The following is a 22,897-nucleotide window of genomic DNA, read 5'->3' as shown; positions in this document are numbered from 1 at the left end:
TGGCTCTCCTTCGACTCGGGACGTCGCAGGGCGCGGCCCGCGGCGAGTGCTCGGTCCAGCATCGCACCGCGGGCTCACCGTGGGGACGGGAACCGTGGAACACGCCGCGAGCCCGGCACCCCTGGGGGTGCCGGGCTCGCGCCCGTCGTCGTCGAAGGACGGCGCAGGTCCCTAGAGGGCCCGCGCGTCGCCTTCGAGCAGCACGGGGATCCCGTCGCGGACCGGGTAGGCGAGCGGGCGCTCCGGGTCGGTCGAGCGGAGCTCGGGACTGCCGTCCGGGGCCGTGCCGTCCACGAGCGTGGCTCCGGTCACGGGGCACCGCAGCGCCTCGCGGACCCACGGGTCGAGGGTGACCGGCCCGGGGGTGCCCGGCGTCGTGTCGTTGCTCATGTGCTCGGCCTCAGCTCTCGTTCTCGGTGGCGCGCACGAGCGACAGGGCGTCGTCTCGCACCTTCTCCATGATGTCCTCGTCGGCGGCCTCGACGTTGAGCCGCAGGAGCGGCTCGGTGTTGGACGCACGCAGGTTGAACCACCACTGCGGGTGGGAGTCCCAGTGGGAGACGGTGAGGCCGTCGAGCTCGTCGACCACGACCGGCCCCGCCCCTTCCTCGGTCACGTACGCCTGGACCACGCGGGCCCGGGCGGCGGGGACGTCGTCGACCTGGGAGTTGATCTCGCCGCTCGCGGTGTAGGGCTCGTAGACCTCGCCGAGCGCGGACAGCGGGTGCTCCTGCCCGCCCAGGGCCGCGAGCACGTGCATGGCCGCGAGCATGCCCGTGTCCGCGAAGAAGAAGTCGCGGAAGTAGTAGTGGGCGCTGTGCTCGCCGCCGAACACCGCGTCGTTGTCGGCCATCTGCGCCTTGATGAACGAGTGGCCGACACGCGTGCGGACGACCTTCGCCCCTGCCGCGGTCATGAAGTCCGGGACGGCACGCGACGTGATGAGGTTGTGGATGATCGTCGGGACCCGCCCCGCGGCCTTCTCGCGCTCGACCTCGCGCAGTCCCACGAGGGCCGTGATCGCGGACGGGGACACCGGGTCGCCGTGCTCGTCGATCACGAAGCAGCGGTCGGCGTCGCCGTCGAACGCCAGGCCCAGGTCCGCGTCGTGCTCGACGACCGCGGCCTGCAGGTCCAGCAGGTTCTTGGGGTCGAGCGGGTTCGCCTCGTGGTTCGGGAACGTCCCGTCGAGCTCGAAGTACAGGGGCACGACGTCGAGCGGCAGCGCCTCGAGACCTGCCGCGGTCCCCAGGACCGCGGGTGCCGTGAGGCCGCCCATGCCGTTGCCCGCGTCGATCACGACCTTGAGCGGGCGGATGCCCCGCAGGTCGACGAGCGAGCGCAGGAACGACGCGTAGTCCGCGAGCATGTCGCGGTCGGTGATCTCGCCACGGTCCGCGACCGGGGCGGGCAGCTCGCCGTCGAGGTACTCCTGGGCGAGCTCGCGCACCGTGACCAGGCCCGAGTCCTGCCCCACCGGTCGGGCGCCCGCCCGGCACAGCTTGATGCCGTTGTAGACCGCCGGGTTGTGAGAGGCCGTGAACATGGCGCCCGGGACGTCCAGCGCGCCCGACGCGTAGTAGAGGCCGTCGGTCGAGCACAGCCCGATCCGGAGCACGTCCACGCCGGCGTCCGCGAGGCCCTCGGCGAACGCGTCGACGAGCTCGGGTCCGCTGTCGCGCATGTCCCGCCCGACGGCGACGCTCGGGCGGGCGGTCGCCTCACCCCCGGTGGTGGTCGCCTCGGGGAGGACCACGACACGGGCGAAGGCCGCGCCGATCGCACGGGCGACCTGTGGGTTGAACTGGTCCGGGACGGTGCCTCGGACGTCGTAGGCCTTGATGAGCTGGGTCAGGTCGATGGGCACCCGGTCAGCCTAGCCGGGACGGCCGGGGAGCGCGTTCAGTCGCCCTCGGCGCGCAGGACCCGCAGGTGACCTCGGCGCCCGACCTCGGTGACGTCGTCGGGCTCAGGACCGGGGCGCGGGCGTCCCGCCTCCCGGACGGCCTCGGCGAGCGCCGAGAGGTCGTCGGCGCTGGGGCCGGTCTCGACGAAGTGCTGCGCGAGACGCACGACCTCCCAGCCACGGGGCGCGGTGAGGCGCTCGGCGTGCTCGGCGCACAGGTCGTAGCTGTGCGGCTCGGCCAGGTGGGCCAGGGGCCCGAGCACGGCGGTCGAGTCCGCGTAGACGTAGGTGAGGGTCGCCACCGAAGCACGGGTGCATGCGGTGCGCGAGCACTGTCTGACGGATCTCACGGGCTGACACTACGCCCTGCGGGGTGGTCGCGGTGCCATACACGCCGTGCGCCCGTCCCGCACGTCGTGGTCACGGCGCGGTCGCGGCGGACGCCCGGCGGTTCGTCTAGGCTCGGAGGCGTGCCCGGTCACTCGCCCTCCCCCGCCCCGCACGGTTCGCGCCGTCGCCCTGAGAAGGCATCGACCGACGCCCCGGCGCCGCTCGTCGCGTCTCTGCAGATCCCACCGCGCGGGCCGGACCTCAACGACGTCGGACCGCACCCGCGACGTCGCGACCGGCGCGGACGCGGCGTCCGCGGGCCGCTGCTCCCGCCGTCGGCCCCTGCGAACCGCACGCGCGGTGAGAAGTTCGACGAGCACGTCATCGCGACCATCAGCCTGCTCGAGCGCGGATGGTCCCGCCAGCTCCACGGCACCGAGTTCGCGGTCGAGGACGTCCCGCCCTCGGACCCCGCCCCCTGGGAGGACGCCGGGGTCCCCCTCGGGCGCTACTTCCCTGCCGACGCCGGGCAGCCGGCCCGCGTCGTCGTCTACCGCCGCCCCGTCGAGTCCCGGGCGTTCGACGACGACGACCTGGCCGACCTGGTGCGCGACGTCGTCGTCGAGCAGGTCGCGCACATGCTCGCGCGCACGCCCGAGGAGATCGACCCCCGCTACCAGGGCGGCCGCTGACGGATCAGTCGGGCAGCCCTGCGGTCCGCGTGGCGCGCACGTCCACGCTCCCCTGGCTCTCGGCCGGAGGAACCGGCAGGAGCACGGAGACCAAGGTTCCCGGCGCCCCCTCGGGCGCGCCGGTGAGCGGGGCACCGGCCGTCGCGAGGACCGACCAGACGGGCTCCGGTCCGGTCCCGTCCTCGCCCGCGTCGAGGGTCAGGACGGCGGGTTCGGTACCGGCCCCCAGCACCGCGGCGTCGAACGTGGCGGTCGAGCCCGCAGGAACGTCGAGGGCCTTCTCCCCGAGCAGGGCGCCGTCCGGCCCGTAGGCACGCAACGTGCCGCGGAACGCCCCCGTCGGGTCGGAGTCATCGGAGCGCTCCCGAGGGACCGCGCCCACGCGGACCAGGCTCGACGTACCGGGCACCAGCGTGACGGTGCCGCGGTCGTGCGTCCCGCGCGTCCCGGCGGGCGTCTCGTCGCCGGTGGCGGCCGCAGCGACCGGGATCGACGCGATCCACGCGCGGTCGACCGGCACCGCGCCCGAGGGCGAGTCCTCGACGGCGTCGCCCGCCCGGGCCTCGGACGCCCCGGCCACGACCGGCACCGTGGCGTCCACCACGACCGTGTACGACCCGGCGGGCAGCCCCCCGAGCGACTGGTCGGTCACGACTCCCGGGGACAGCTCTACCTGCTCACCCCCACGTACCCGGACGCGACCGTCCGCACCATAGACCGTCAGCGTCGCGGTCCCTGCCTCGGCCCCCGGTGCCAGAAGCCTGACCTGCGGGGCGAGCGCGTCGTCGACGGCCTCCCCCGAGCTCGTGAACCCGACGGCCGTGCTGAGCGACGGCGCAGCCCCGGGGACCACGTAGTCGACGCCGAGCGGCACGAGGCCCGCGAGCGTGCTGTGCTGCAGGTAGGCCGCGACCGTCCCTCCCGTCGACTCGACGCGGACCGCGAGCCGGCGCTGCTCGGGCGCTGCCGCCTCGACCAGCGTCACGACCTCCTCGCCGGGCGGGACCAGGTACTGGCCCCCGCCGCTCAGGACGACCTGGCCCCCGGGGCCCCACACCTCGATCCGCACGGTCGCAGGCGTGCGGCCGGGGTTCTGGAGCACGAGCTGCGCGCTGCTGCCGACCTCGGTGCTCCCTCCGACGAGCCAGTGGTCGATGTCCGGTGTCGCGCAGCTCGCCGCCGCGAGCCCGCGCAGGTCCCCCGCGGTCGTCGTCGACGCCACGGCGGCCGCGACGCGAGTGTCGACCGGCATCCCGGCGCCGACCCGCAGCGCCTGCCCCTCGGAGACGTCGGCCAGCGAGACCACCGTGGCACCCGCGTCGTCCGGTTCGAGCGGCGCCGCGTCGAGCGCCTCGAGCCCCGTGAGCGTCACGGGCGTCTCACCGGGAGCCCCCGTCGTCGAACCCCCACCGACCACACCGGCGCGCAGCACGGTCGCCGTCTCGACAGGCGCGGCGCCGAACTGGGCGTCGCCCACCTGTGCCGAGTCCGCCAGGCGGACGGGCGCGGGGCACACGAGGGTACGTTCGGGCGTCGACGCCTCGATCTGCTCGACGTCCGCCGCGGCACCGGGGACAGTCCCGAAGTCGTCCGGAAGCCCGACGGCGGCCACCGCACCCGTGAGGGCGACGGCCACCAGGCCGGTGCCGATCGTCGCCACGCGGCGCAGCAGGGGGTGCGGTCTGGCGCTTCTGGTGGTCACGGGCACTACCTCGTTCCGGTCCGACGACGTCCCACCGGTACGGCGAGGAGCACGAAGATCAACAGGGTCAGACCCGCCACCGCGAGCCAGGGCAACCGGTGCTCGGGGACGAAGCCGATCGAGAGCGCCCCCTCCTCGGAGCCGAGGAGGAAGGCCTGGCGGCCGTCGACCTCGGTGCGTTCGAGGACGCGACCGTCGAGCGTCGCGGTCCACCCGGGATCCGCGGTCTCGGCGAGCACGATCGCGCGCTCAGCACCACCCGCCTCGACGCGGGCCGCGACGGACCGGTCGTCGGCAGGGAGGAGCCGTTCGACCACGACGGGCTCGTCGGTGGCGCCCGGGGCCGCGACCGGCAGCGTCTCGACGACACGCGCCCACGCCGGGGCGTCCGTCTCCAGCGGGCCGGGAGCGACCCGCCACAGCACCGACGTCTGCCCCTCGGTCACCCGCTCGAGACCCGGCACCATGTCGAGACGCGCCACGAGCTCGGCACGCTCACGCTCGGCGACCGCGTCCTCGGTCGTCGAGGTCGGCAGCACGACGGCACCGACGCCCAGGTCACCGAGCTCGCGCGCCGCGCCGGCAGCACTCCCCGTCGCCATGCCCGCCACGATCGCCGGGAGGTCCCCCTGCGCGTACGACGGGTCGAGCATGGCCCGCGCCTGCACGACGCTCGACGCGTCGATCATCTGGGGCCCGTCTCCTCGCAGGAGCGCGTACTCGAGGACTCCGCCGGGGGCGAGCTCGAGCGACAGCACGCGCACCTCGCGCTCGGATTCCTGCATCTGCTGGCCGACCTTCGGGACGACAGGCTCGGTCACGACGGCCAGGTCTCCGACGGTCCCGTCCCGGTCGGTCGCCGTCAGGGTCCACGACGTCACCGACGCGACGGGGACGAGGACCGCGACCAGCGCGAGCAGGCCGACGCCGCCCGCCCGCCACCCGGCGAGCGCACGGTCGCGACGGGCCGTGCGGCGAGGGTGCTTCTCGACAGGCTGCCGTGCTCCCGTCGTGCTGGACGTGGGAGCCCCCTGCGTCTCCGCGGCCCCGGCCCCCGCGGGGGCGTCCGCGGTGACCTGCGGGTCGGCCGATCGGGCGTGCCGCAGCCCAGGAGCCCCGAGCAGCGCGGCCCCCAGGAGCCCCAGGACGACGACCGAGACCCCTGCGCCAGGCCAACCGCGGACAGGGCCGTCCGCCGAGACGGCGACCTCGACCGCCCCGGTGACGACGGCGGCGGCGAGACCCAGTGCGGCGACGAACCAGGCGCAGGCCACGCCGGCCACCCGCGCACGGAAGAGCGCGAGCACTGCGAGCGTGGCGACCAGTGTTCCCGTCGCCAGGGGCGCGAAGCGGGCGACCTCGCCGACCACCCCGCCGTCGAGGCCGAACCACGGGGCCGCCTCGACCGGCATCCCGAGGAGCTGCTGCCACGCCGGTGCCGCTTCCGAGCCGACCGGCACGCCTGGACCGGTCGCCAGGAGGCGCCACCCACCGTCGGTCCAGGTGGTACCGACGTGATACCAGAAGGGAGCCAGGAGCACGAGGGAGGGAAGCAGGACCAGGAGCAGGTACCGGCGGTGCTGCCGCGCCGCCACGGCGACGACGCCCAGCGCCAGGACGAACACCGGGAGGAGGACAGGGGCCCCGCACACCGCGACGAGCAGAGCGAGCCCCGCGGCTGCCGCCGCGCCGACCGAGCCTGGCCGCCGCCGCCTGAACGCTCGCCGGCCCGCCTGCGCACGGCCGCCCACCGGCCCGAGCGCAGGGCTCAGCTCGTCGTACGCCTGAACTCCCAGGGCGCGCAGGATCCCCAGCGCGACCCATGGAAGGGCGGCGTGCGCGACGAGGGCGCCGAGCCGTCCCTCGCCGAGCGCGAGGACGAAGGACGGGGCAGCAACCCACACGAGCGCGGCCCAGGCCCGCAGCCAGACGGAGCGGGTCACCCCGCCCGCCGCGAACCAGGCACCCAGCCCCGCGACCACGAACGACAGCACCACCAGGACACCGACCGCCGGCTGGAGCGATCCCCCGCCGAGCAGCGCCAGCGGGAAGAGGAACGTCGTGAAGGGGTCGGCAGGTGCGGGCGAGCCCAGCCCGTCCGCGACCCAGCCACCGGTCGCTGCCTGCCAGATGGCCGCGAAGCTCCCGTCCGCCGGGAGGAGCTCGCCACCGACGAAGCGCCCACCGGCGGCGAGGGTCCCGAGGACCGACCCGAAGACGACCGCGGTCAGTGCGAGGAGGGCGAGCGTCAGCAGCCCGAGCATGGTGCGACGCCGACGACCGATCGCGCGGAGCTCCGCCCGCTCGAGATCCGTGGGAGCCGTCGACACCCGGTGCTCCTCGGCGTTCGCCAACCGGTGGTCCCTGCGCTCCCCGAGGACGTCGCGCCAGGTGCCCTGGAGGGGGGTCAGCGCACGTCGGGGAAGAACGCTCGTGCGGCGGACCGACCGGCGGGACCGAGCGAGCGCGGGGAGCCGGACGACCGCCCAGAGCGGCGCGAGGAGCTCGTCCCGCGCCTGCGCCGGCCGCTTGATCGCGAGTCGGTACATGGCCTGGAACGGTGCCCACAGGATCATGGCGATCACGGCGGGTACGAGCATCGGCCAGGCGACGCTCACGAGCCGGTAGTGCAGGTGGCTGCGACGCCGGGGCCCGTACGACGCCTCGACGTCCGGCACCCGGGGCTCGTCGTCGTCCTCGTGGCGCCCTTCGTCGCGGAGGTCGAGGAGCGACGCCTGCGCGTGCCGGACCACGGCACGCGGGACGACCACGACCCGGTGCCCGGCGAGGCGCGCGCGGCGGCAGAGGTCGAGCCCGTCTCCGAACACCCCGTACTCGGGGTCGGTGCCCTCCAACGCCTGCCAGACCGAGGTGCGCACGAGCGCACCGGCGAGGCCCACGGCGAAGACGTCCTCGCGAGCGTCGTGCTGCCCCTGGTCGATCTCGTGCTCGTCGATCCCGGTCATCCTGCGACCGAGCGGGGACACCGTGAAACCGACCTCGAGGAGCACCCCGTCGGAGTCACCGTCCAGGTCCCAGCGGCGCTGCTTCGCACCGGCGATCGCCACCGCGTTCGAGTGCTCGACCGCCCGGAGCAGCTCCGCCAGGGCGCCGGGCTCGGGGGTGGAGTCGTCGTGCAGCAGCCAGATCCAGGTCGGTGGGTCCTGCGCACCGCGGGACGCGAGCGCGATGTCCACGGCCTGCCCGAAGGTGCGCGCGTGAGGGGCTGCGAGGAACCGCGCGCCACCGAGCTGGAGCTCCTGGTACTCGCTCATCGCCTGGGACGCAGCGACGTCGACCACGATCACGGTGTCCGGCACGGCCGACTGGGACCGGACGGCGTCGAGCGTGTGCGGCAGGTAACGGGTGTGCCCCTGGGTGACGACCACCGCAGTCACCGAGACGACGGCGGGCACCGAACCGGTCACCGCCGCGACGGCGTGGGGCGACGCACCACGTGCGCGCTGCTGCGCCGCACCTGGCTGGTGGTAGGGACCGGTCACCGTGGTCGTGTCTGAAGAAGTCATCCTGGCCACATCATGACCCGTGCTCAGCGCAGATCGTGGGACCTCGACACGGCAGGTCGTCTACCCGAGCGACAGTTCGCCCGCTCCCGGGCTGCGGGACGTCGCGCTCAGACCACCCGGCGCTTGAGCTTGCGACGCTCGCGCTCGGAGAGCCCGCCCCAGATGCCGAAGCGCTCGTCGTGCTCGAGCGCGTACTCGAGGCACTCGGCCCGCACCTCGCAGCCCGTGCAGACCTTCTTGGCCTCGCGCGTCGAGCCCCCCTTCTCAGGGAAGAACGCCTCAGGATCGGTCTGGGCGCACAGCGCGCGCTCCTGCCACCCCATCAGCCCGTCGTCCACGACCTCACCGAAGAGAGGCAGCACAGGAGCCACCGTCTCTACCGGCCGACCCGCATCCGAGGGAAAGACCCCCAGATCATCGCCCAGCACGTTCCACATGATGCGCCCCTTCATGCCGTTATATGAAAACTGCATTAGAGAAATTACACGCGTGTCATCCACGTCCGTCAAGCCGAAATGTGCTATCCGGGCGATTCGGTGGGTGAAATCACGACGTCGGACGTCTCGGCGCGTCCTAGGCTGGGCCGCATGGCCGCAACCTCGACCCCTCCTATGCACATCGCTGACCTGCAGCGTCTCATCACCCGAGACCCCGGTCGCCCACGCCTGACCTGGTACGGAGACGACGGCGAGCGCGTCGAGCTGTCGGGTGCGGTGCTGCACAACTGGGTCAACAAAACCGTCAACCTCCTCGTCGAAGAATTCGACGCCGCCCCCGGGACACGCGTGCTGCTCGACCTTCCCCCGCACTGGCGCGCGGTCGTCTGGGCGCTCGCCACGTGGCGGACCGGAGCCACGCTCGTGCTGCCGCCGACCACGGAGGGGAGCGCCGTCGTCGGGCAGGAGCAGGACCGAGGCGTCGCCGACGTCGAGGTCGTGGTCACCTCGCACCCCACCTCCTGGACGGGCACCAGCGCACAGCTCGTCGCCGTCCCCCTGCCCGCGCTCGCACGCCGGTTCGACGGCGACCTGCCGCCCGGGACCATCGACGCCGGCTCCGCCGTCATGACCTACGGTGACCAGATCGGCTGGGTCGAGGAGATCGACCCGACGGCGATCGCGGTCGAGCCCGCCCTCCGCCACGAGGACCTGGTCACGTGGGCGCTCGCGTGCACCCCACGCCCGACGGCCTCCGAGCCGCGGACGCTCGTCGGCGAGGACCACCCCCTCGTCGTGCTCCGCCGGACCCTGCAGGCGCTGTCCCTCGACGGTTCCGTGATCGTGACGTCCGTCGCGAGCACGACCGCGTTCGCGGACGAACCCGAGCGGCTCGACCGTCTCCGCGCGACCGAACGCATCACCGACTGATTCGCGAGAACCACCACCACACCTGCACGACCTCGTGGTTCGCGAGGACTCCACCGGTCGATAGGCTGTGCGACATCATGAGCAGCTCCGCCGGCGCACCGAACGCCCTCCGTGTCATCTGCGTGATCTACAACCCCGGGCCGGAGCTCGTGGAGTTCGCGACATCGCTCAGGACCGCGGCCTCCCGCGCGACCGAGCTCGTCCTGGTCAACAACGGCGGCCCCAGCGAGCTCGCGGAACGGCTCGCGCACGAGCCCGGCACGCGTCTGGTCGAGTCCGGCGGGAACCTGGGCTACGGTCGCGCCGCGAACCTGGGGGCGCGCGGGGCCACCGGCGAGTGGATCGTCGTCGCCAACCCCGACCTCGTCTGGACGCCCGGTTCTCTCGACGCGCTCGTCGCGGCGGGTGCACGGCACGAGCGTGCCGGCGCACTGGGTCCTCGGATCCTCAACACGGACGGCACCGAGTACCCCTCCGCGCGCGCCATCCCGTCCCTCCGGCTCGGTGCGGGCCACGCCCTGCTCGGCAGCCTGTGGCCCGAGAACCCTTTCTCCCGCGCGTACCGGAGCGCCAACGCCCCCGGGGACGCGACGGAACGGGTCGCGGGATGGCTCTCCGGCGCGTGCCTCCTGCTGCGCCGTGACGCGTTCGAGCAGGTCGGCGGATTCGACGAGGGCTACTTCATGTTCTTCGAGGACCTCGACCTGGGCGACCGGTTGTGCCAGGACGGCTGGGAGAACGTCTTCGTCCCCTCCGCCGAGGTCACGCACGTCCAGGGCGTCTCGTGGAAGAAGGACCCCGCACCGATGATCCGCGCGCACCACGTCAGCGCGCACCGCTACCTGTCGAGACGGTACGGCGCGTGGTACCAGGCGCCGCTGCGCTGGGCGCTGACCGTGGGCCTCTTCGTCCGCGAGCGGCTCGAGATCCGGGGCGCACGGCGCCGATGAGCGGCGCATGCGGCACAATGGCCCGCATGCGTGGAATCATCCTGGCCGGCGGATCCGGCACTCGTCTGCACCCGATCACTCTCGGCATCAGCAAGCAGCTCGTCCCCGTCTACGACAAGCCGATGATCTACTACCCGCTCTCGACCTTGATCCTCGCGGGTATCAAGGACATCCTCGTCATCACGACGCCTCACGACGCCGACCAGTTCCGTCGGCTCCTCGGCGACGGGTCCCAGTTCGGCGTGTCGATCGAGTACACCGTCCAGGCCGAGCCCAACGGGCTCGCCCAGGCCTTCGTCCTCGGCGCCGACTTCATCGGCAACGAGCCGGCGGCCCTGGTGCTGGGAGACAACATCTTCTACGGCCCCGGGATGGGGTCGACGCTCTCGCGCTACGCAGACCTCGACGGCGGCGCCGTCTTCGCGTACCGCGTCGCCGACCCGACGGCGTACGGCGTCGTCGAGTTCGACGCCGACGGTCGTGCGCTCTCGCTCGAGGAGAAGCCCGCCGCCCCGAAGTCGAACTACGCGGTCCCCGGCCTCTACTTCTACGACAACGACGTCGTCGCGATCGCACGCGACCTCGCCCCGTCCGCGCGCGGCGAGTACGAGATCACGGACGTCAACCGGACCTACCTGGAGCAGGGGCGCCTGCAGGTCGAGGTCCTCCCCCGCGGCACCGCCTGGCTCGACACCGGCACCTTCGACTCCCTCGTGGAGGCCTCGGACTTCGTCAAGACGATCGAGCACCGCCAGGGCCTCAAGGTCGGCGCACCCGAGGAGGTCGCCTGGCGCCGTGGCTTCCTGAGCGACGACGAGCTGCGCGAGCGTGCGGAGAAGCTCGTCAAGTCCGGCTACGGGACCTACCTGCTCGGCCTGCTCGAGCGCGACTGACCAGCCACCACGAAGGCCCGCCGTCGACCGACGGCGGGCCTTCGTCGTCCACGCCCCGGGCTCTCCGGGGCGACGACACTAGACTCGACCCTTGGCCGTGGTGGATGTCCACCGCCCGCAACCGCTGAAGGAGCTGTCCCGTGGAGTATCGCGAACTGTCCGTCCCTGGAGCCTGGGAGATCACCCCGAAGCAGTTCGGTGATCCTCGCGGGGTGTTCCTCGAGTGGTTCAAGTCGGAGAAGTTCGAGGAGTCGCTCGGGCACCGCCTCGACCTCCAGCAGGCGAACATGTCGGTGTCCTCGGCGGGAGTCCTCCGTGGCATCCACTTCGCCGACACCCCTCCGGGGCAGGCGAAGTACGTCACGTGCCCCAAGGGCGCGGTGCTCGACGTCGTGGTCGACATCCGCGTCGGGTCCCCGACCTTCGGGCAGTGGGACTCCGTCCTGCTCGACGACACGGACCGACGGGCGATCTACCTCGGCGAGGGGCTCGGGCACGCCTTCCTCTCGCTCGAGGACGACTCGACCGTGGTGTACCTGTGCTCGACGGGCTACTCGCCGGGTCGCGAGCACGGCATCCACCCGCTCGACCCGGAGGTGGGTATCGAGTGGCCGACGTCGGCCAGGGACGGCTCGCCGCTGACGCCGATGCTCTCGGAGAAGGACCTCGTGGCCCCCGGGCTGGGCGAGGCCGCGGCGCAGGGCCTGCTGCCGACCCTCGAGCAGGTCAACGAGCACCTCGAGTCGCTGCGCTCGTCCTGACCGTCTGCGGGCCGCCGGTGGTCGGACCACCTGCGGCCCGCAGCACGCCGATCAACGCACCGAGGCCGCCTCGTAGGTCTCCGCGTGGAGGCCTGCGGCGACGGCCCACGTGAATCCTGCAGCACGCTCCGCCCCCGCCTCGGCCAGGAGTGCCCGCCGCTCGGGGTCGTCGAGCAGAGCGGCGAGCTCACGGCCGATCGACGCCGCGTCCGTGCCGCAGTACGCGACCGCGTCCCCACCGACCTCGGGGAGCGACAGCTCCCTCGTCGTCAGCACCGGCGCACGGCAGGCCATCGCCTCCAGGACCGGCAGGCCGAAGCCCTCACCCAGGCTCGGGTAGGCGACCACGACGGCACCGCCCAGGAACGCCGGCAGGTCCTCGAGCGGCAGGAAGCCGGTCCGGCGGACCGTGAGGTGTGCCGGGACCTCGTCGATCACGGCGTCGATCCTCTCGTCCCAGCCTCGCCCACCTGCCAGCAGGAGCACGGGCGGGTCCGCCCGGTCCTCGCACGCCGCGACCCAGCCCTGGATCAGCGCGGGCACGTTCTTGCGCGGCTCGAGCGTGCCGAGGAAGCCGACGTAGGTGGTCGCCGACAGCCCGAGGGACTCCTTGACACGGGTCTGCTCCTCCACGCTCGTCGGACGGAAGAGATCGTGGTCGACGCCGTGGTAGGCGACGGTGAACTTCTCGGGGCGGGCGCCGACGAGGCGAACGACCTCGTCGCGGGTCGCGCGGGACGGGACGACCAGGCGTGCCGCGCGTCGGGCCGCGATCCGGATCGCCGTCCGGAAGAAGACCGCTTTGGACCGCAGGTGCAGCTCCGGGGTCGTGAAGAAGGTCGCGTCGTGCAACGTGACGACCACCGGGGTGCGGGTCAGCAACGGCATCGTGTAGTGCGGGCTGTGCACGACGTCGGGCCTGATCCGTCGGACGAGTGCGGGCAGCCCCACCTGCTCCCAGAGCAGGCGCGCCGGGCGGCGAGCCGTCCAGGCGGGAGCTGCGACGACCCTCGCACGGGGAGCCAGTCGTCGGTAGTGCTCGACGTCGCGACGTTGGACGACGAGCGTGAGGTCGAGCTCGGCTGTGTCGAGCTCGGGCACCAGCTCGTCGACGTAGCGCCCGACACCTCCGCGGTCGGCGGGGACGGCGGTCGCATCGAGCAGAACATGCATGAGCACCTCGTGGAGCAGGGTCGAAGGGAGGACGCCTCACCGCAGGAGCTCTCCCGGGCGGGGCCGGTGCCAGCGTACTTGGTCGTCGATACGGGCCACCGGACGCTCCGACGCTAAGATCCTCCGGTGACCAGTGACCGCACAGCAGACGTTCTCATCGTCGTTCCAGCATGGAACGAGCAAGAGGCCCTACCCGGAGTGCTCGACGAGCTGCATGCAGCCCTCCCCCAGGCCGACTACCTCGTCGTCAACGACGGATCGACGGACCAGACGTCGGTCGTTGCGCGACGGGGACGGACGATGGTGCTCGATCTGCCCGTGAACCTGGGGGTCGGCGGTGCCATGCGCGCCGGCTACAAGTTCGCGGCCCGCCGGGGCTACGACGTCGTGGTCCAGGTCGACGGCGACGGGCAGCACGACCCCGCCGACGTCGCGCGGGTGGTCGAGGCCCTGGCCACCGACAACGCCGACATCGTGATCGGCGCACGCTTCGCGGACAAGGGCAACTACATCGCCCGAGGACCACGCCGCTGGGCGATGAAGCTGCTCTCGGCCACCCTGTCACGGGTGGTCGGTACGCGGCTGACCGACACGACCTCCGGGTTCAAGGCCTCGAACAAGCGGGCGATCGCCCTGTTCGCGGTCGACTACCCGGCCGAGTACCTCGGCGACACCATCGAGTCGATGGTCATCGCCTCCCGCGCCGGACTGACCATCCGACAGATCGGGGTCGAGATGCGACCTCGAGCGGGCGGGACCCCCTCCCACAACCCTGTCAAGGCAACCCTCTTCCTCGGGCGAGCGGTCCTCGCCCTGGTGATCGCGCTCTCGCGGCCGACCCGTCAGCCGATTGGACAGTCCTCATGAGCGGCTACTACTTCGCCCTCGCCAGCTGTGTCGCGCTGGTCCTCTTCCTCGTCGTCCTGCTGCGTCGCAGGAGGCTCCGCGAGAAGTACGCCATGACCTGGATCGTCGTCGCCCTCGGCGTCTGCGTCCTCGGTGCCTTCCCGCACCTGGTGGAGTCCGTCGCCTCCGTGGTCGGCGTCGAGACCCCGAGCAACCTCATCTTCGCGCTGGCCCTCATGGTCCTGCTGGGCGTGTGCATCCAGCTCAGCGTCGAGATCACGGAGCTCGAGGAGGAGACGCGGACGCTCGCCGAGGAGATCGCCCTGGTGCGCTTCGACGTCGAACGGCTCGACGCGGCCGCGTCGAGCCGCCCGAGCAGCGCCACGGACGCCCGCGACGGGCAGCCGAGCGCGAACGGTCACGGGACTCCCGGACCGGACGCCCGCTAGCACCTCCCGGTCTCCTACCGGTCGGGCGCCCCCGCGGTCCGTGGGCGACCGACCGGTCTCAGAGACCGAGCACCGACGGAGCCGCCAGGCTCCACCGCTCCTGCCAGGGGCCGATCGGCTCCACCCCCGCCGCACGCAACGACTCGTGCCCCAGGACCGAGTAGGCAGGACGAGGAGCGGGGCGCACGAACGAGGCGCTCGTCGTGGGACGGACGAGCTGCGGATCCATGCCTGCGGCGGCGACCGCCGCGGCGGCGAACTCGTACCAGCTCGTGCCGCCCTGGGACGTCGCGTGGTGGATCCCACCCGGGATCTTCGCATCGACCGCACGGACGACGAGGTCCGCGACGTCGACCGTCCAGGTGGGCTGACCGTACTGGTCGTCGACCACGTCGACCCCACCCCGCTCGGCCGCGAGCTTCACGATCGTCCGCGGGAAGCACGCACCGCCCGCGCCGTACAGGTAGGCGGTGCGCAGGACCAGGTGCTGGGCACCGAAGCTCTGCACCGCCCACTCACCGGCGGCCTTCGTCCGTCCGTAGGCCGTCGCGGGGTCCTGAGGGGCGTCGGCCGCGTACGGTGAGCGCGCCGACCCGTCGAACACGTAGTCGGTCGAGATGTGCACGAGCCGTGCGCCGACGTCCGTCGCGGAACGCGCCAGGTTCGCCGCACCCGTGGCGTTCACCGCGAACGCCTCGGCCTCTCGTTCCTCCGCCAGGTCGACGGCCGTCCATGCGGCGCAGTTCACGACCACGTCGGCCCCCTTGAGGCCGCTCGTGCACGCCCCGGGATCGGTGATGTCGAGATCGGCACGGTCGAGCGCCACGACCGACCGCCCGTCGGCGGTCAACCGTGACACGACGTCCTGACCGAGCATCCCGGCCGCGCCGATGACGATCCACTGCATGGAAGAACTCCTCGTCCTGGCCGGAGCCGGGGATGGATGGATGTGGGAGGGGTGGGACTCAGACCTGACCGGAGCGCTCGTACTTGGCCTCCGTGGCAGCCTTCACAGGACGCCACCACGCCTCGTTCTCGCGGTACCACGCGACCGTGGCTTCCAGCCCGGCACGGAAGTCCGTGTAGCGAGGCGTCCAGCCGAGCTCGGTCCGCAGGCGGCTCGAGTCGATCGCGTAGCGCAGGTCGTGACCAGGACGGTCGTTGACGTGGTCGAAGTCGTCAGCGGGGCGACCGAAGATCTCCAGCAGCGTCCGCACGACGTCCAGGTTGTTGACCTCGCCGTCCGCACCGATCAGGTACGTCTGGCCGATCTGGCCGCCGTCGATGATCGCCCACACCGCAGAGTTGTGGTCCTCGACGTGGATCCAGTCGCGCACGTTGAGGCCCGCGCCGTAGAGCTTGGGCCGGACGCCGTCGATCAGGTTCGTGATCTGGCGCGGGATGAACTTCTCGACGTGCTGGTACGGACCGTAGTTGTTGGAGCAGTTCGAGATCGTCGCCTGCACTCCGAACGACCTCGCCCAGGCGCGCACCAGCATGTCGCTCGACGCCTTGGTGGACGAGTAGGGGGACGACGGGTTGTACGGGGTGCTCTCGGTGAAGCGCTCCGGGTCGTCCAGCTCGAGGTCGCCGTACACCTCGTCGGTCGAGATGTGGTGGTACCGCACGTCGTGCCGGCGCACCGCCTCGAGAAGCGTGTAGGTACCGATGACGTTGGTCTGCACGAAGGGCCACGGGTCGTTGAGCGAGTTGTCGTTGTGCGACTCCGCGGCGAAGTGCACGACGAGGTCCGCGTCGGCGACGAGCGAGTCGACGAGCGCCGCGTCCGCGATGTCGCCCTCGACGAAGGTGATCGCGTCCGCGACCGAGCTCAGGGAGGACTTGTCCCCCGCGTAGGTGAGGGCGTCGAGGACCGTGACCTTGACGTCGGGACGCTCCCGGACCGTCAGGTGGACGAAGTTCGATCCGATGAAGCCGGCTCCGCCGGTGACGAGCAGACGCATAGGGGTGTTCCTCCTGGACGTGGTGTGGCCTGCAAGCCTACCGAACAGCAGCGGCCGCTCCGTGCGCCGGATCGACTGTCCTTCCGGGGAGGCAGGAATGAGTACGCTGTCCACCACCGACCGCGCCGTCGGCGTGGCCCGGCAGCACGACGCCCCGCGCAGATTCGCTAAAGGAGCCTGTGAATGTCATCGAAATACGAGTTCGACTTCGATCCAGCGGTCACCAACACGAGCCACGGGCTCGTCGTGGGGGTGATCCCGGCCGGGAGTCGGGTACTCGATGTCGGGTGCGCTGCCGGATACCTGGGCGACGCCCTGCAGGTGAAGAACTGCACCGTCCACGGTGTGGAGCTCGACGAGGAGGCGGCCGAGACCGCCCGGACCCGGTTGGCCTCGGTCGTGGTCGCTGACGCCGAGCTGCTCGACTACAAGGCCCAGTACGGCGCAGACGCCTTCGACGTCGTCGTCCTCGCCGACGTCCTCGAGCACACCCGCTCCCCCGAGCGGGTGCTCGAAGGCGCGCTCTCCGTCCTGACCGAGACCGGCACGCTCGTCATCTCGATCCCCAACGTAGGCCACGGCTCCCTCCGGCTGGGTCTGCTGCAAGGGCGATGGAACTACACGCCTCTCGGTCTGCTCGACGAGACCCACATCCGCTTCTTCACGTGGGACACCCTCCAGGACCTTCTCGTCGGTGCCGGGCTGAGCATCACCGACGCCTGGATGACCACCGCCGACCCGCTCGCGACGGAGGTCGACATCGATCCCGCCGAGCTGCCCGACGGCATCGTCGACTGGGTACGAGGACAGCCGCTCGCGCTCGGCTACCAGTTCGTCCTCGTCGTCCGACGGGCCGTCGCCGGCGAGACGCCGAGGCGTGTCGAGCCGGTACCCGCCGGATCCGCGGTCGTCCCTCCCGAGAGCCCGAGTCTCCTCTCGGCTCGGGAGGAGGCCGAACAGCTCCGCCGTGCACTGACCGATCGCGACGACGAGCTGCGCACCGCGAAGGAGATCATCAGCCTCCAGGAGGTGACCGCGCTCCAGGACGTCCAGGCTCTGCGCCGTTCGATCACCTGGCGGGTCGGGAACGGGGTGCTCGCACCAGCACGTCTCGTCGCACGCACCGCTCGTCGGCTGACGTCGACCAAGAGCTGAACCCGTCCGCACCGGTCGGGTTCTTGCTCCCTACGTCGGGGCAGGAGCCCGACCTCGCAGGCAGGGCTAGGAGCGCGCGGCGAGGATCTGCTTGATCTTGCCGGCGTCGCCCCAGACCCCCGGCGAGTCGTAGGCGCGATCCGGGAACGCTCCGTACGCGAGCGTGATGTCGTAGCCGTGCCGAGCGATGTAGGCCTCGACCTCGTCGGCCAGGGACACCGGTTCCCCCGTGCAGCAGTTGATGATGCCCGTCACTTCTCGCTGGAGCGAGACCGCCGCGATCTGCTCGGCGAGCTCGCCCACCTCGATGAAGTCGTAGCGGTTCTTCCCGCTGGTGAAGGGGAACTCCTTCTGCCCCGCCTGTGCCGCCGCGGCGATCTTGCCGAAGATCGAGTTGCCCCGCTGGTCGTCGCCGTAGATGTAGTAGCAGCGCAACCACTGCACGCTGACCCCCTTGCCGTCGGTGACGACCCCCAGGCTCCGGCGCAGCGCATCCTTGGCGATCCCGTACAACGAGCGCGGGTTGGTCGGGGTCGACTCGTCGATCGCACCCTCGTGATAGCCGACCTCGTGCATGGTCCCGAGAGCCACCAGGTGGGTCACACCGGCACTGATCGCGGCCTCGAAGAACCGCAGGTGGTCCGGGAGACGACGGATGTGGACGGGGTCGTTGTGGACGAACCCCTTCTCCCACGCGAGGTGCAGCACGGTGTCGACCTCGCCGGCCCGCTCGAACAGCCGCTCCGGATCCGCGAAGATGTCGCCCTCGACGGGGATCACCCCCTTCGGGTACCTCGAGACGGCGTCGGCCGATCGATCCGCCGCCAGTACCGTGACGCCCGCACGCAGCAGGGCAGTCACCACGTGGGCGCCGATGTAGCCGTTCGCTCCTGTCACAAGTATCCGAGTCACGCAGCCATTCTGCCGCATCTCCGCCAGGGGCAGGACCAGCCTCCAGGACGCGGGGCGCGGGGGACGGCACGATCGGGCCGCCCCCTCTCCCGGCGCACCAGCCCCTCGGCGGCCCGGGCTAGTCGCCGAAGGGCGCGCCCAGGCCTCCTTGTGCTTCGAGGCCTCGGCGGGCAGGCCGGGCACGAAGCCGCTCTCCCCCTGCACGCCGCACCGCGTCCACCAGGGCGCGGGCCCGTGCGCGCAGGAGCTCTGGCCGCTCGTCGCGACGCAGGACGTGAAGCACAGGGGCGAGCGCCTGCCGTGCGAAGGCCTTCACCACGACGGGCAGCGGTGCGTAGCGCGCGAACACGAGGAGCGCGTTGCGGTTGTTGTAGTAGCGGAACAGCGCGCTCGTCGAGTCGGAGCTCTGGGCGTGCCGGTGCCAGGCGACGGCCTCCCTCTCGAACAGGATCCGCCATCCCCCTGCACGGAGACGCCAGGACAGGTCCGTGTCCTCGTAGTAGAGGAAGAGGGAGTCGTCGAAGTGGCCCACCTGCTCGAGCGCCGTCGTCCGCAGGACCACGGCGCCACCGCAGAAGCCGAAGACCTCGGGCCGGGCGTCCAGACGCTCGAGGGGTGTGAGCCAGTCGCGGTCCGTGGCGGAGCCGGAACGAGAGACGACGTTGCCCGTCGAGTTGACCAGCCTGGTCCCGTCCGGGGCGGTGTCCTCCAGCAGGAGCAGAGCCGTCACCGCCCCGACGTCCTCGTTCCCAGGGGCCTCGAGCACGTCGATCATCCGACGAACAGCATCCCGGTCGAACCGTGCGTCGTTGTTGAGCAGCACCACGTAGGGGGCCTCGAGATCCTCGAGCCCAGAGTTGACCCCCCCGGCAAAGCCCCGGTTCGTCGAGTTCTGCACGAGCCTCGCGTCCGGGAAGTCCCGACGCACGAGGTCGACCGAGCCGTCGTGGGAGTCGTTGTCGACGACGACGACCTCGAGAGCACCCGGGGGAAGGTCCTGACGGACGAGCGAGTCCAGGCAGGTCGGCAGGAGGTCCTCGCCGTTCCAGTTGACCACGACGGCCCGGACCAGAGGCGTGGTCACGAGATCACCTCCCGATAGGCGGCGGTCGTGGCCGCGACGGCCGCGTCCCACGTGAAACGGGCGCTGTTCGCCAGCCCCGCGCTCGACAGCTCGTCGTGGCGAGAGTCGGCGGCGAGCATCAACGCCTCGGCCAACGCCCGGGTGTCGCCGGGATCGACCGCCAGAGCACTCGCTCCACAGATCTCCTCCATCGACGTCCCGCGCGACGTCACGACCGGCGTGCCATGCGCCTGGGCTTCCAGGACGGGCAGGCCGAACCCCTCCCAGACGGACGGGAAGCAGAACGTCCGGGCACCGGCGTAGGCGGCCTGGAGGTCTTGCTGACTCAGCTTCCCCAGCCGGTGGACCCGGTCGCGACCCAGTGTGCCGACCGCATGGTCGACCTCCTCCGCCGTCTCGCCCCACCCCTGGGGACCGACGAGGACGAGATCCAGGTCGGTGCCCTCCGACCGGAGCGCCCCGTATGCCCTGAGCAGCGCGGGGAGGTTCTTTCGCGGCTCGAGGGTACCGACCCACAGGACATAGGGTCGCTCCAGACCGTGACGTCGCCTGAAGGTGGCGACCTCGTCGTCCGACGTCGGCAGCGCAGCGACCCCGTGCGGGATCACGCGCACCCGGCTCCGCTCGATCCCCGCCGCCGTGCAGTCCTGCGCCGTCGCCTCGGACGGCACGATCACGACCGCGGCCTCGTCCCGGGTGAGCGCGAGCGCGTCCCGGAAGTAGGCCGCACCGTGCTTCGTGAAGTGCTCGGGCTCCCGCAGGAAGGCGAGGTCGTGCACCGTCACCACGAGGGGGGCCGACGCGGGCGGGACCGCCCAGGTCGTGGCGTGGACCAGGTCGGCCGTGCGCCAGCCGGGGACCCGTGGCGCTCGGAGGCGGCGCCAGGACTCGTACAGGGCCCGGCGCGGCAGGTGCGACATGTCGACCCGTACCTCGGGAGCCAGGCCCCGGCGGTCGCCGACCGCCCCGCGGGCCCGGACACCGCGGGGCTGCACCTGACCTGCCGCCGCGAGGCCGTTGGCGAGCTCGCGGACGTAGGTGCCGGAGCCGCCGGGTACGGGCTGCCAGAGCTGTTCGACGACCAGGGCGACGTGCGGGCCGTCAGCTTGCGGCATCGACGACGTCGTCCCTGGGCGACGTGACCATCGGTCGCGGGGGCGTCAGCTTCTCGAAGTGGGAGCCGAACACCACGTAGCCGCCCGACTCCGTCCGGCCCGTGGGCACGACGGTGAAGGTCACACCCCGCAGGAGCCCGTCGACCAGGTGCGACGTCCCCGGCGCCTGGATCGACGCGGACAGGGTGTACGTGTCGGGGCGCAGCGGAAGGCTGGGGATCACCACGTCGATCGATCCGTCACCGGGTTCGATGCTCTCGGGGACGTAGTCGGAGTCCTGGGCGTGATGCCCCCAGATGAGCCTGTCGTCGAGGGTCTGCACCGAGACCCCGAAGACCGGGCGCTCGATCCGCTCGGACGCGGAGTAGTGCAGCCGGATCCGGATCTCGTCGCCCGTCCGGCAGACGTGCGCGTCACGACCGTCCTGGTGGAGCCACTCCATCTGCGTGATCTTCGCCCCGCCGGACCCGATGCGCATGCCCCCGCCCTCGACCGGCTTCGCCAGGTGCGACGCCTCCGAGTAGCTCTCGATGACCTCGTTGACCGGCCCCGTACCCATGAGCCGACCGTGCGAGAGCCACGCGGCCTCGTCGCAGAAGTTGCGCATCTGCTCCAGGCCGTGGCTCACGACGACCACCGTCCGCCCCTCCCGACGGAAGTCGGCGAACTTGCCCATGCAGCGTTCCTGGAACTCCGCGTCACCGACGGCGAGGATCTCGTCGACGAGCAGGATCTCGGGCTCGACGTGGATCGACACCGCGAACCCGAGACGGACGTACATCCCGGAGGAGTAGTTCTTGACCGGCTGGTCGATGAAGTCGCCGATACCGGCGAAGTCCACGATGTCGCCGAACTTGCGGTCGACCTCCTGCCGGTTCATCCCGAGGATCGACCCGTTGAGGTAGACGTTCTCCCGCCCGGTCAGCTCGGGATGGAAACCGGAGCCGACCTCGAGCATCGCAGCCATGCGACCACGGCTGACGATGCTGCCCTTGTTCGGCGTCAGGATCTTCGCGATGCACTTGAGAAGGGTCGACTTGCCCGAGCCGTTGTTGCCCAGGAGGCCGAAGGTCTTGCCCTCCGGGATCTCCAGATCGACGTCCCGCAGGGCCCAGAAGTCCTCGTACTTGGTCCGGTTGCGGTCGACGAACAACGACTTGAGCGACTGGCTCCTGTTCGTGTACATCCGAAACGTCTTCGAGACGTCGTTGACGGAGATGGCTGAGTTGCTCACAGTGCCTCCACGATCCGTGCGCTGTGCTTGCGGAACACCAGGATCCCGACAGCGAGCGCGAGAACCGCCCACGCGAGGCAGCCGAGCCACACTCCGAGCGACGGTGCAGAAAAGTCGTACAAGATGCTCCGATACGCCTCGATATAGAGCTGGGCAGGGTTGAGACGAGCGATCTGTGCGAGCGGGATCGGTTCGCCGTTGAGCTCCCAACCCTTCTCGTAGAGATCGTTCTGGACGCTCACCAGCAGCGTGAGCGGGAAGACGATTCCCGAGATGTAGAGCCAGATCTGGTTGAAGATCCCCCAGAGGTACGACAGGTCACGGAAGTAGACCATGCCGAGGGAGAGCGTCAGACCGACCCCCGTCGCGAAGAGTCCCGTGAGCAGGACGACTCCGAGGAGCAACGGGACGAGCGGAAGCACCCCAGGTCCTCCGACCAGGAGGACCAGCACGATCAGGATGCCGATCTCGGGGAGGTGGTTGATCGTGTTCGCGACCATCTCCGCGACGAGGAGGACCCAGCGGGGGAAGTACACCTTCGTCAGCAGCGCCGTGTTGGAGGTCAGGGAGTTCATCCCCGACATGATGGACCCCGAGAGGTACCCCCAGGCGATGACCCCGATGGCGATCCACACCGCGAAGGAGGTGATCCCCGAGTTCGTCCCCGGCGCGACGCCACCCCGCATCACCAGCCCGAACACGAGCGAGTAGATGGCGATCGAGGCCAACGGGTTGAGCAAGGACCACAGACGGCCGAGGGCCGTCCTCTTGTACTGCGAGCCCAGCTGGCGTCGAGCGAGATTCCAGATCAAGCCGATCGTCAGCCGGAACTCCTCA

Annotated in this window: 22 protein-coding genes; 8 read left to right on the top strand and 14 right to left on the bottom strand. The window is 71.3% G+C overall.

From position 1 onward, the window contains the following. Window positions 1–171 precede the first annotated feature (171 nt). From WFH32_RS05505 to WFH32_RS05495, 3 genes are read right to left on the bottom strand one after another with little or no spacing between them, the layout of a single operon-like run. On the bottom strand, window positions 172–390 hold the full coding sequence (locus WFH32_RS05505) for a Trm112 family protein (RefSeq protein WP_191794161.1): 219 nt from the start codon (window positions 388–390) through the stop codon (window positions 172–174). A 10-nt stretch (window positions 391–400) separates the two neighbouring features. After that, complete coding sequence (locus WFH32_RS05500) at window positions 401–1,867, bottom strand: phosphomannomutase/phosphoglucomutase (RefSeq protein ID WP_336706419.1); 1,467 nt, start codon at window positions 1,865–1,867, stop codon at window positions 401–403. Between the two features lie 35 nt (window positions 1,868–1,902). Next, the gene (locus WFH32_RS05495) at window positions 1,903–2,256 is read right to left on the bottom strand and encodes a DUF3499 domain-containing protein (protein ID WP_030150032.1); all 354 of its coding nucleotides are present in this window, start codon (window positions 2,254–2,256) and stop codon (window positions 1,903–1,905) included. A 120-nt stretch (window positions 2,257–2,376) separates the two neighbouring features. On the opposite strand from WFH32_RS05495, the gene WFH32_RS05490 reads away from it, so the two are divergent. Next, the gene (locus WFH32_RS05490; protein WP_404821979.1) at window positions 2,377–2,928 is read left to right on the top strand and encodes a metallopeptidase family protein; all 552 of its coding nucleotides are present in this window, start codon (window positions 2,377–2,379) and stop codon (window positions 2,926–2,928) included. A gap of 4 nt (window positions 2,929–2,932) precedes the next feature. Here the strand turns inward: WFH32_RS05490 and WFH32_RS05485 are convergent, their stop codons facing one another. The 3 genes from WFH32_RS05485 to WFH32_RS05475 all read right to left on the bottom strand — a co-directional run bounded on the left by WFH32_RS05485 (window position 2,933) and on the right by WFH32_RS05475 (window position 8,594). Beyond that, the gene (locus WFH32_RS05485; RefSeq protein ID WP_336706418.1) at window positions 2,933–4,630 is read right to left on the bottom strand and encodes a DUF5719 family protein; all 1,698 of its coding nucleotides are present in this window, start codon (window positions 4,628–4,630) and stop codon (window positions 2,933–2,935) included. 5 nt (window positions 4,631–4,635) lie between these two features. Beyond that, a complete protein-coding gene (locus tag WFH32_RS05480) occupies window positions 4,636–8,157 on the bottom strand; it encodes a glycosyltransferase family 2 protein (RefSeq protein ID WP_191794164.1) in 3,522 nt (1,173 codons plus the stop codon). Window positions 8,158–8,264: 107 nt separating this feature from the next. Continuing rightward, complete coding sequence (locus tag WFH32_RS05475) at window positions 8,265–8,594, bottom strand: WhiB family transcriptional regulator (protein ID WP_138827248.1); 330 nt, start codon at window positions 8,592–8,594, stop codon at window positions 8,265–8,267. 150 nt (window positions 8,595–8,744) lie between these two features. On the opposite strand from WFH32_RS05475, the gene WFH32_RS05470 reads away from it, so the two are divergent. The 4 genes from WFH32_RS05470 to WFH32_RS05455 all read left to right on the top strand — a co-directional run bounded on the left by WFH32_RS05470 (window position 8,745) and on the right by WFH32_RS05455 (window position 12,128). Beyond that, on the top strand, window positions 8,745–9,524 hold the full coding sequence (locus WFH32_RS05470; protein WP_336706417.1) for a TIGR03089 family protein: 780 nt from the start codon (window positions 8,745–8,747) through the stop codon (window positions 9,522–9,524). A 77-nt stretch (window positions 9,525–9,601) separates the two neighbouring features. Beyond that, entirely contained in the window at window positions 9,602–10,474 is an 873-nt protein-coding gene (locus tag WFH32_RS05465; RefSeq protein ID WP_336706416.1) for a glycosyltransferase family 2 protein, read from the top strand. A gap of 26 nt (window positions 10,475–10,500) precedes the next feature. Next, on the top strand, window positions 10,501–11,367 hold the full coding sequence (rfbA, locus tag WFH32_RS05460) for a glucose-1-phosphate thymidylyltransferase RfbA (protein WP_191794166.1): 867 nt from the start codon (window positions 10,501–10,503) through the stop codon (window positions 11,365–11,367). A gap of 140 nt (window positions 11,368–11,507) precedes the next feature. Next, window positions 11,508–12,128, top strand: a complete 621-nt coding sequence (locus WFH32_RS05455) for a dTDP-4-dehydrorhamnose 3,5-epimerase family protein (protein ID WP_191794167.1) — start codon at window positions 11,508–11,510, stop codon at window positions 12,126–12,128. A 51-nt stretch (window positions 12,129–12,179) separates the two neighbouring features. On the opposite strand, the gene WFH32_RS05450 is transcribed toward WFH32_RS05455, so the two are convergent. Continuing rightward, the gene (locus WFH32_RS05450; protein WP_191794168.1) at window positions 12,180–13,301 is read right to left on the bottom strand and encodes a glycosyltransferase family 4 protein; all 1,122 of its coding nucleotides are present in this window, start codon (window positions 13,299–13,301) and stop codon (window positions 12,180–12,182) included. 126 nt (window positions 13,302–13,427) lie between these two features. On the opposite strand from WFH32_RS05450, the gene WFH32_RS05445 reads away from it, so the two are divergent. Further along, entirely contained in the window at window positions 13,428–14,168 is a 741-nt protein-coding gene (locus WFH32_RS05445) for a glycosyltransferase family 2 protein (protein ID WP_336706415.1), read from the top strand. Beyond that, window positions 14,165–14,596 (top strand): DUF2304 domain-containing protein, encoded by a 432-nt coding sequence (locus WFH32_RS05440; protein WP_191794170.1) that lies wholly within the window; start codon window positions 14,165–14,167, stop codon window positions 14,594–14,596. Before WFH32_RS05445 ends, WFH32_RS05440 begins: the two co-directional genes overlap by 4 nt. A 58-nt stretch (window positions 14,597–14,654) precedes the next feature. Here the strand turns inward: WFH32_RS05440 and rfbD are convergent, their stop codons facing one another. Together rfbD and rfbB are read right to left on the bottom strand one after the other, a co-directional pair. Then, the gene (rfbD, locus tag WFH32_RS05435; protein WP_336706414.1) at window positions 14,655–15,503 is read right to left on the bottom strand and encodes a dTDP-4-dehydrorhamnose reductase; all 849 of its coding nucleotides are present in this window, start codon (window positions 15,501–15,503) and stop codon (window positions 14,655–14,657) included. A 58-nt stretch (window positions 15,504–15,561) separates the two neighbouring features. After that, window positions 15,562–16,560 carry a dTDP-glucose 4,6-dehydratase gene (rfbB, locus tag WFH32_RS05430; protein WP_191794172.1) on the bottom strand — a complete coding sequence of 333 codons (999 nt, stop codon included), beginning with the start codon at window positions 16,558–16,560 and terminating at the stop codon, window positions 15,562–15,564. A gap of 183 nt (window positions 16,561–16,743) precedes the next feature. Between rfbB and WFH32_RS05425 the strand changes: the two genes are divergently transcribed. Continuing rightward, entirely contained in the window at window positions 16,744–17,715 is a 972-nt protein-coding gene (locus tag WFH32_RS05425; protein ID WP_191794173.1) for a class I SAM-dependent methyltransferase, read from the top strand. Between the two features lie 66 nt (window positions 17,716–17,781). Here the strand turns inward: WFH32_RS05425 and WFH32_RS05420 are convergent, their stop codons facing one another. The 5 genes from WFH32_RS05420 to WFH32_RS05400 all read right to left on the bottom strand — a co-directional run bounded on the left by WFH32_RS05420 (window position 17,782) and on the right by WFH32_RS05400 (window position 22,872). Next, complete coding sequence (locus WFH32_RS05420) at window positions 17,782–18,627, bottom strand: NAD-dependent epimerase/dehydratase family protein (protein WP_318243917.1); 846 nt, start codon at window positions 18,625–18,627, stop codon at window positions 17,782–17,784. Window positions 18,628–18,745: 118 nt separating this feature from the next. Beyond that, complete coding sequence (locus WFH32_RS05415) at window positions 18,746–19,711, bottom strand: glycosyltransferase family 2 protein (protein WP_191794175.1); 966 nt, start codon at window positions 19,709–19,711, stop codon at window positions 18,746–18,748. After that, window positions 19,708–20,826, bottom strand: a complete 1,119-nt coding sequence (locus tag WFH32_RS05410; RefSeq protein ID WP_191794176.1) for a glycosyltransferase family 4 protein — start codon at window positions 20,824–20,826, stop codon at window positions 19,708–19,710. The genes WFH32_RS05415 and WFH32_RS05410 overlap by 4 nt, the downstream gene beginning before the upstream one ends. Then, on the bottom strand, window positions 20,813–22,060 hold the full coding sequence (locus WFH32_RS05405) for an ABC transporter ATP-binding protein (protein ID WP_318243918.1): 1,248 nt from the start codon (window positions 22,058–22,060) through the stop codon (window positions 20,813–20,815). The genes WFH32_RS05410 and WFH32_RS05405 overlap by 14 nt, the downstream gene beginning before the upstream one ends. After that, the gene (locus WFH32_RS05400) at window positions 22,057–22,872 is read right to left on the bottom strand and encodes an ABC transporter permease (RefSeq protein ID WP_225227499.1); all 816 of its coding nucleotides are present in this window, start codon (window positions 22,870–22,872) and stop codon (window positions 22,057–22,059) included. Before WFH32_RS05400 ends, WFH32_RS05405 begins: the two co-directional genes overlap by 4 nt. Window positions 22,873–22,897 lie beyond the last annotated feature (25 nt).

This window comes from Oerskovia sp. USHLN155 (assembly GCF_037145535.1).
GTDB lineage: Bacteria > Actinomycetota > Actinomycetes > Actinomycetales > Cellulomonadaceae > Oerskovia > Oerskovia rustica.
Note: the sequence above shows the minus strand (reverse complement) of the source record. Positions and strands in the feature narration are given on the sequence as shown.

What these genes read in the sequence shown, in the direction of transcription:
- WFH32_RS05425 (WP_191794173.1), top strand. Translation starts at nt 16,744, where the DNA reads ATGTCATCGAAATACGAGTTCGACTTCGATCCAGCGGTCACCAACACG.
- rfbD (WP_336706414.1), bottom strand. Translation starts at nt 15,503, where the DNA reads ATGCAGTGGATCGTCATCGGCGCGGCCGGGATGCTCGGTCAGGACGTC.
- rfbA (WP_191794166.1), top strand. Translation starts at nt 10,501, where the DNA reads ATGCGTGGAATCATCCTGGCCGGCGGATCCGGCACTCGTCTGCACCCG.
- WFH32_RS05470 (WP_336706417.1), top strand. Translation starts at nt 8,745, where the DNA reads ATGGCCGCAACCTCGACCCCTCCTATGCACATCGCTGACCTGCAGCGT.
- WFH32_RS05410 (WP_191794176.1), bottom strand. Translation starts at nt 20,826, where the DNA reads ATGCCGCAAGCTGACGGCCCGCACGTCGCCCTGGTCGTCGAACAGCTC.
- WFH32_RS05505 (WP_191794161.1), bottom strand. Translation starts at nt 390, where the DNA reads ATGAGCAACGACACGACGCCGGGCACCCCCGGGCCGGTCACCCTCGAC.
- WFH32_RS05465 (WP_336706416.1), top strand. Translation starts at nt 9,602, where the DNA reads ATGAGCAGCTCCGCCGGCGCACCGAACGCCCTCCGTGTCATCTGCGTG.
- WFH32_RS05440 (WP_191794170.1), top strand. Translation starts at nt 14,165, where the DNA reads ATGAGCGGCTACTACTTCGCCCTCGCCAGCTGTGTCGCGCTGGTCCTC.
- WFH32_RS05475 (WP_138827248.1), bottom strand. Translation starts at nt 8,594, where the DNA reads ATGTGGAACGTGCTGGGCGATGATCTGGGGGTCTTTCCCTCGGATGCG.
- WFH32_RS05450 (WP_191794168.1), bottom strand. Translation starts at nt 13,301, where the DNA reads ATGCATGTTCTGCTCGATGCGACCGCCGTCCCCGCCGACCGCGGAGGT.
- rfbB (WP_191794172.1), bottom strand. Translation starts at nt 16,560, where the DNA reads ATGCGTCTGCTCGTCACCGGCGGAGCCGGCTTCATCGGATCGAACTTC.
- WFH32_RS05480 (WP_191794164.1), bottom strand. Translation starts at nt 8,157, where the DNA reads ATGACTTCTTCAGACACGACCACGGTGACCGGTCCCTACCACCAGCCA.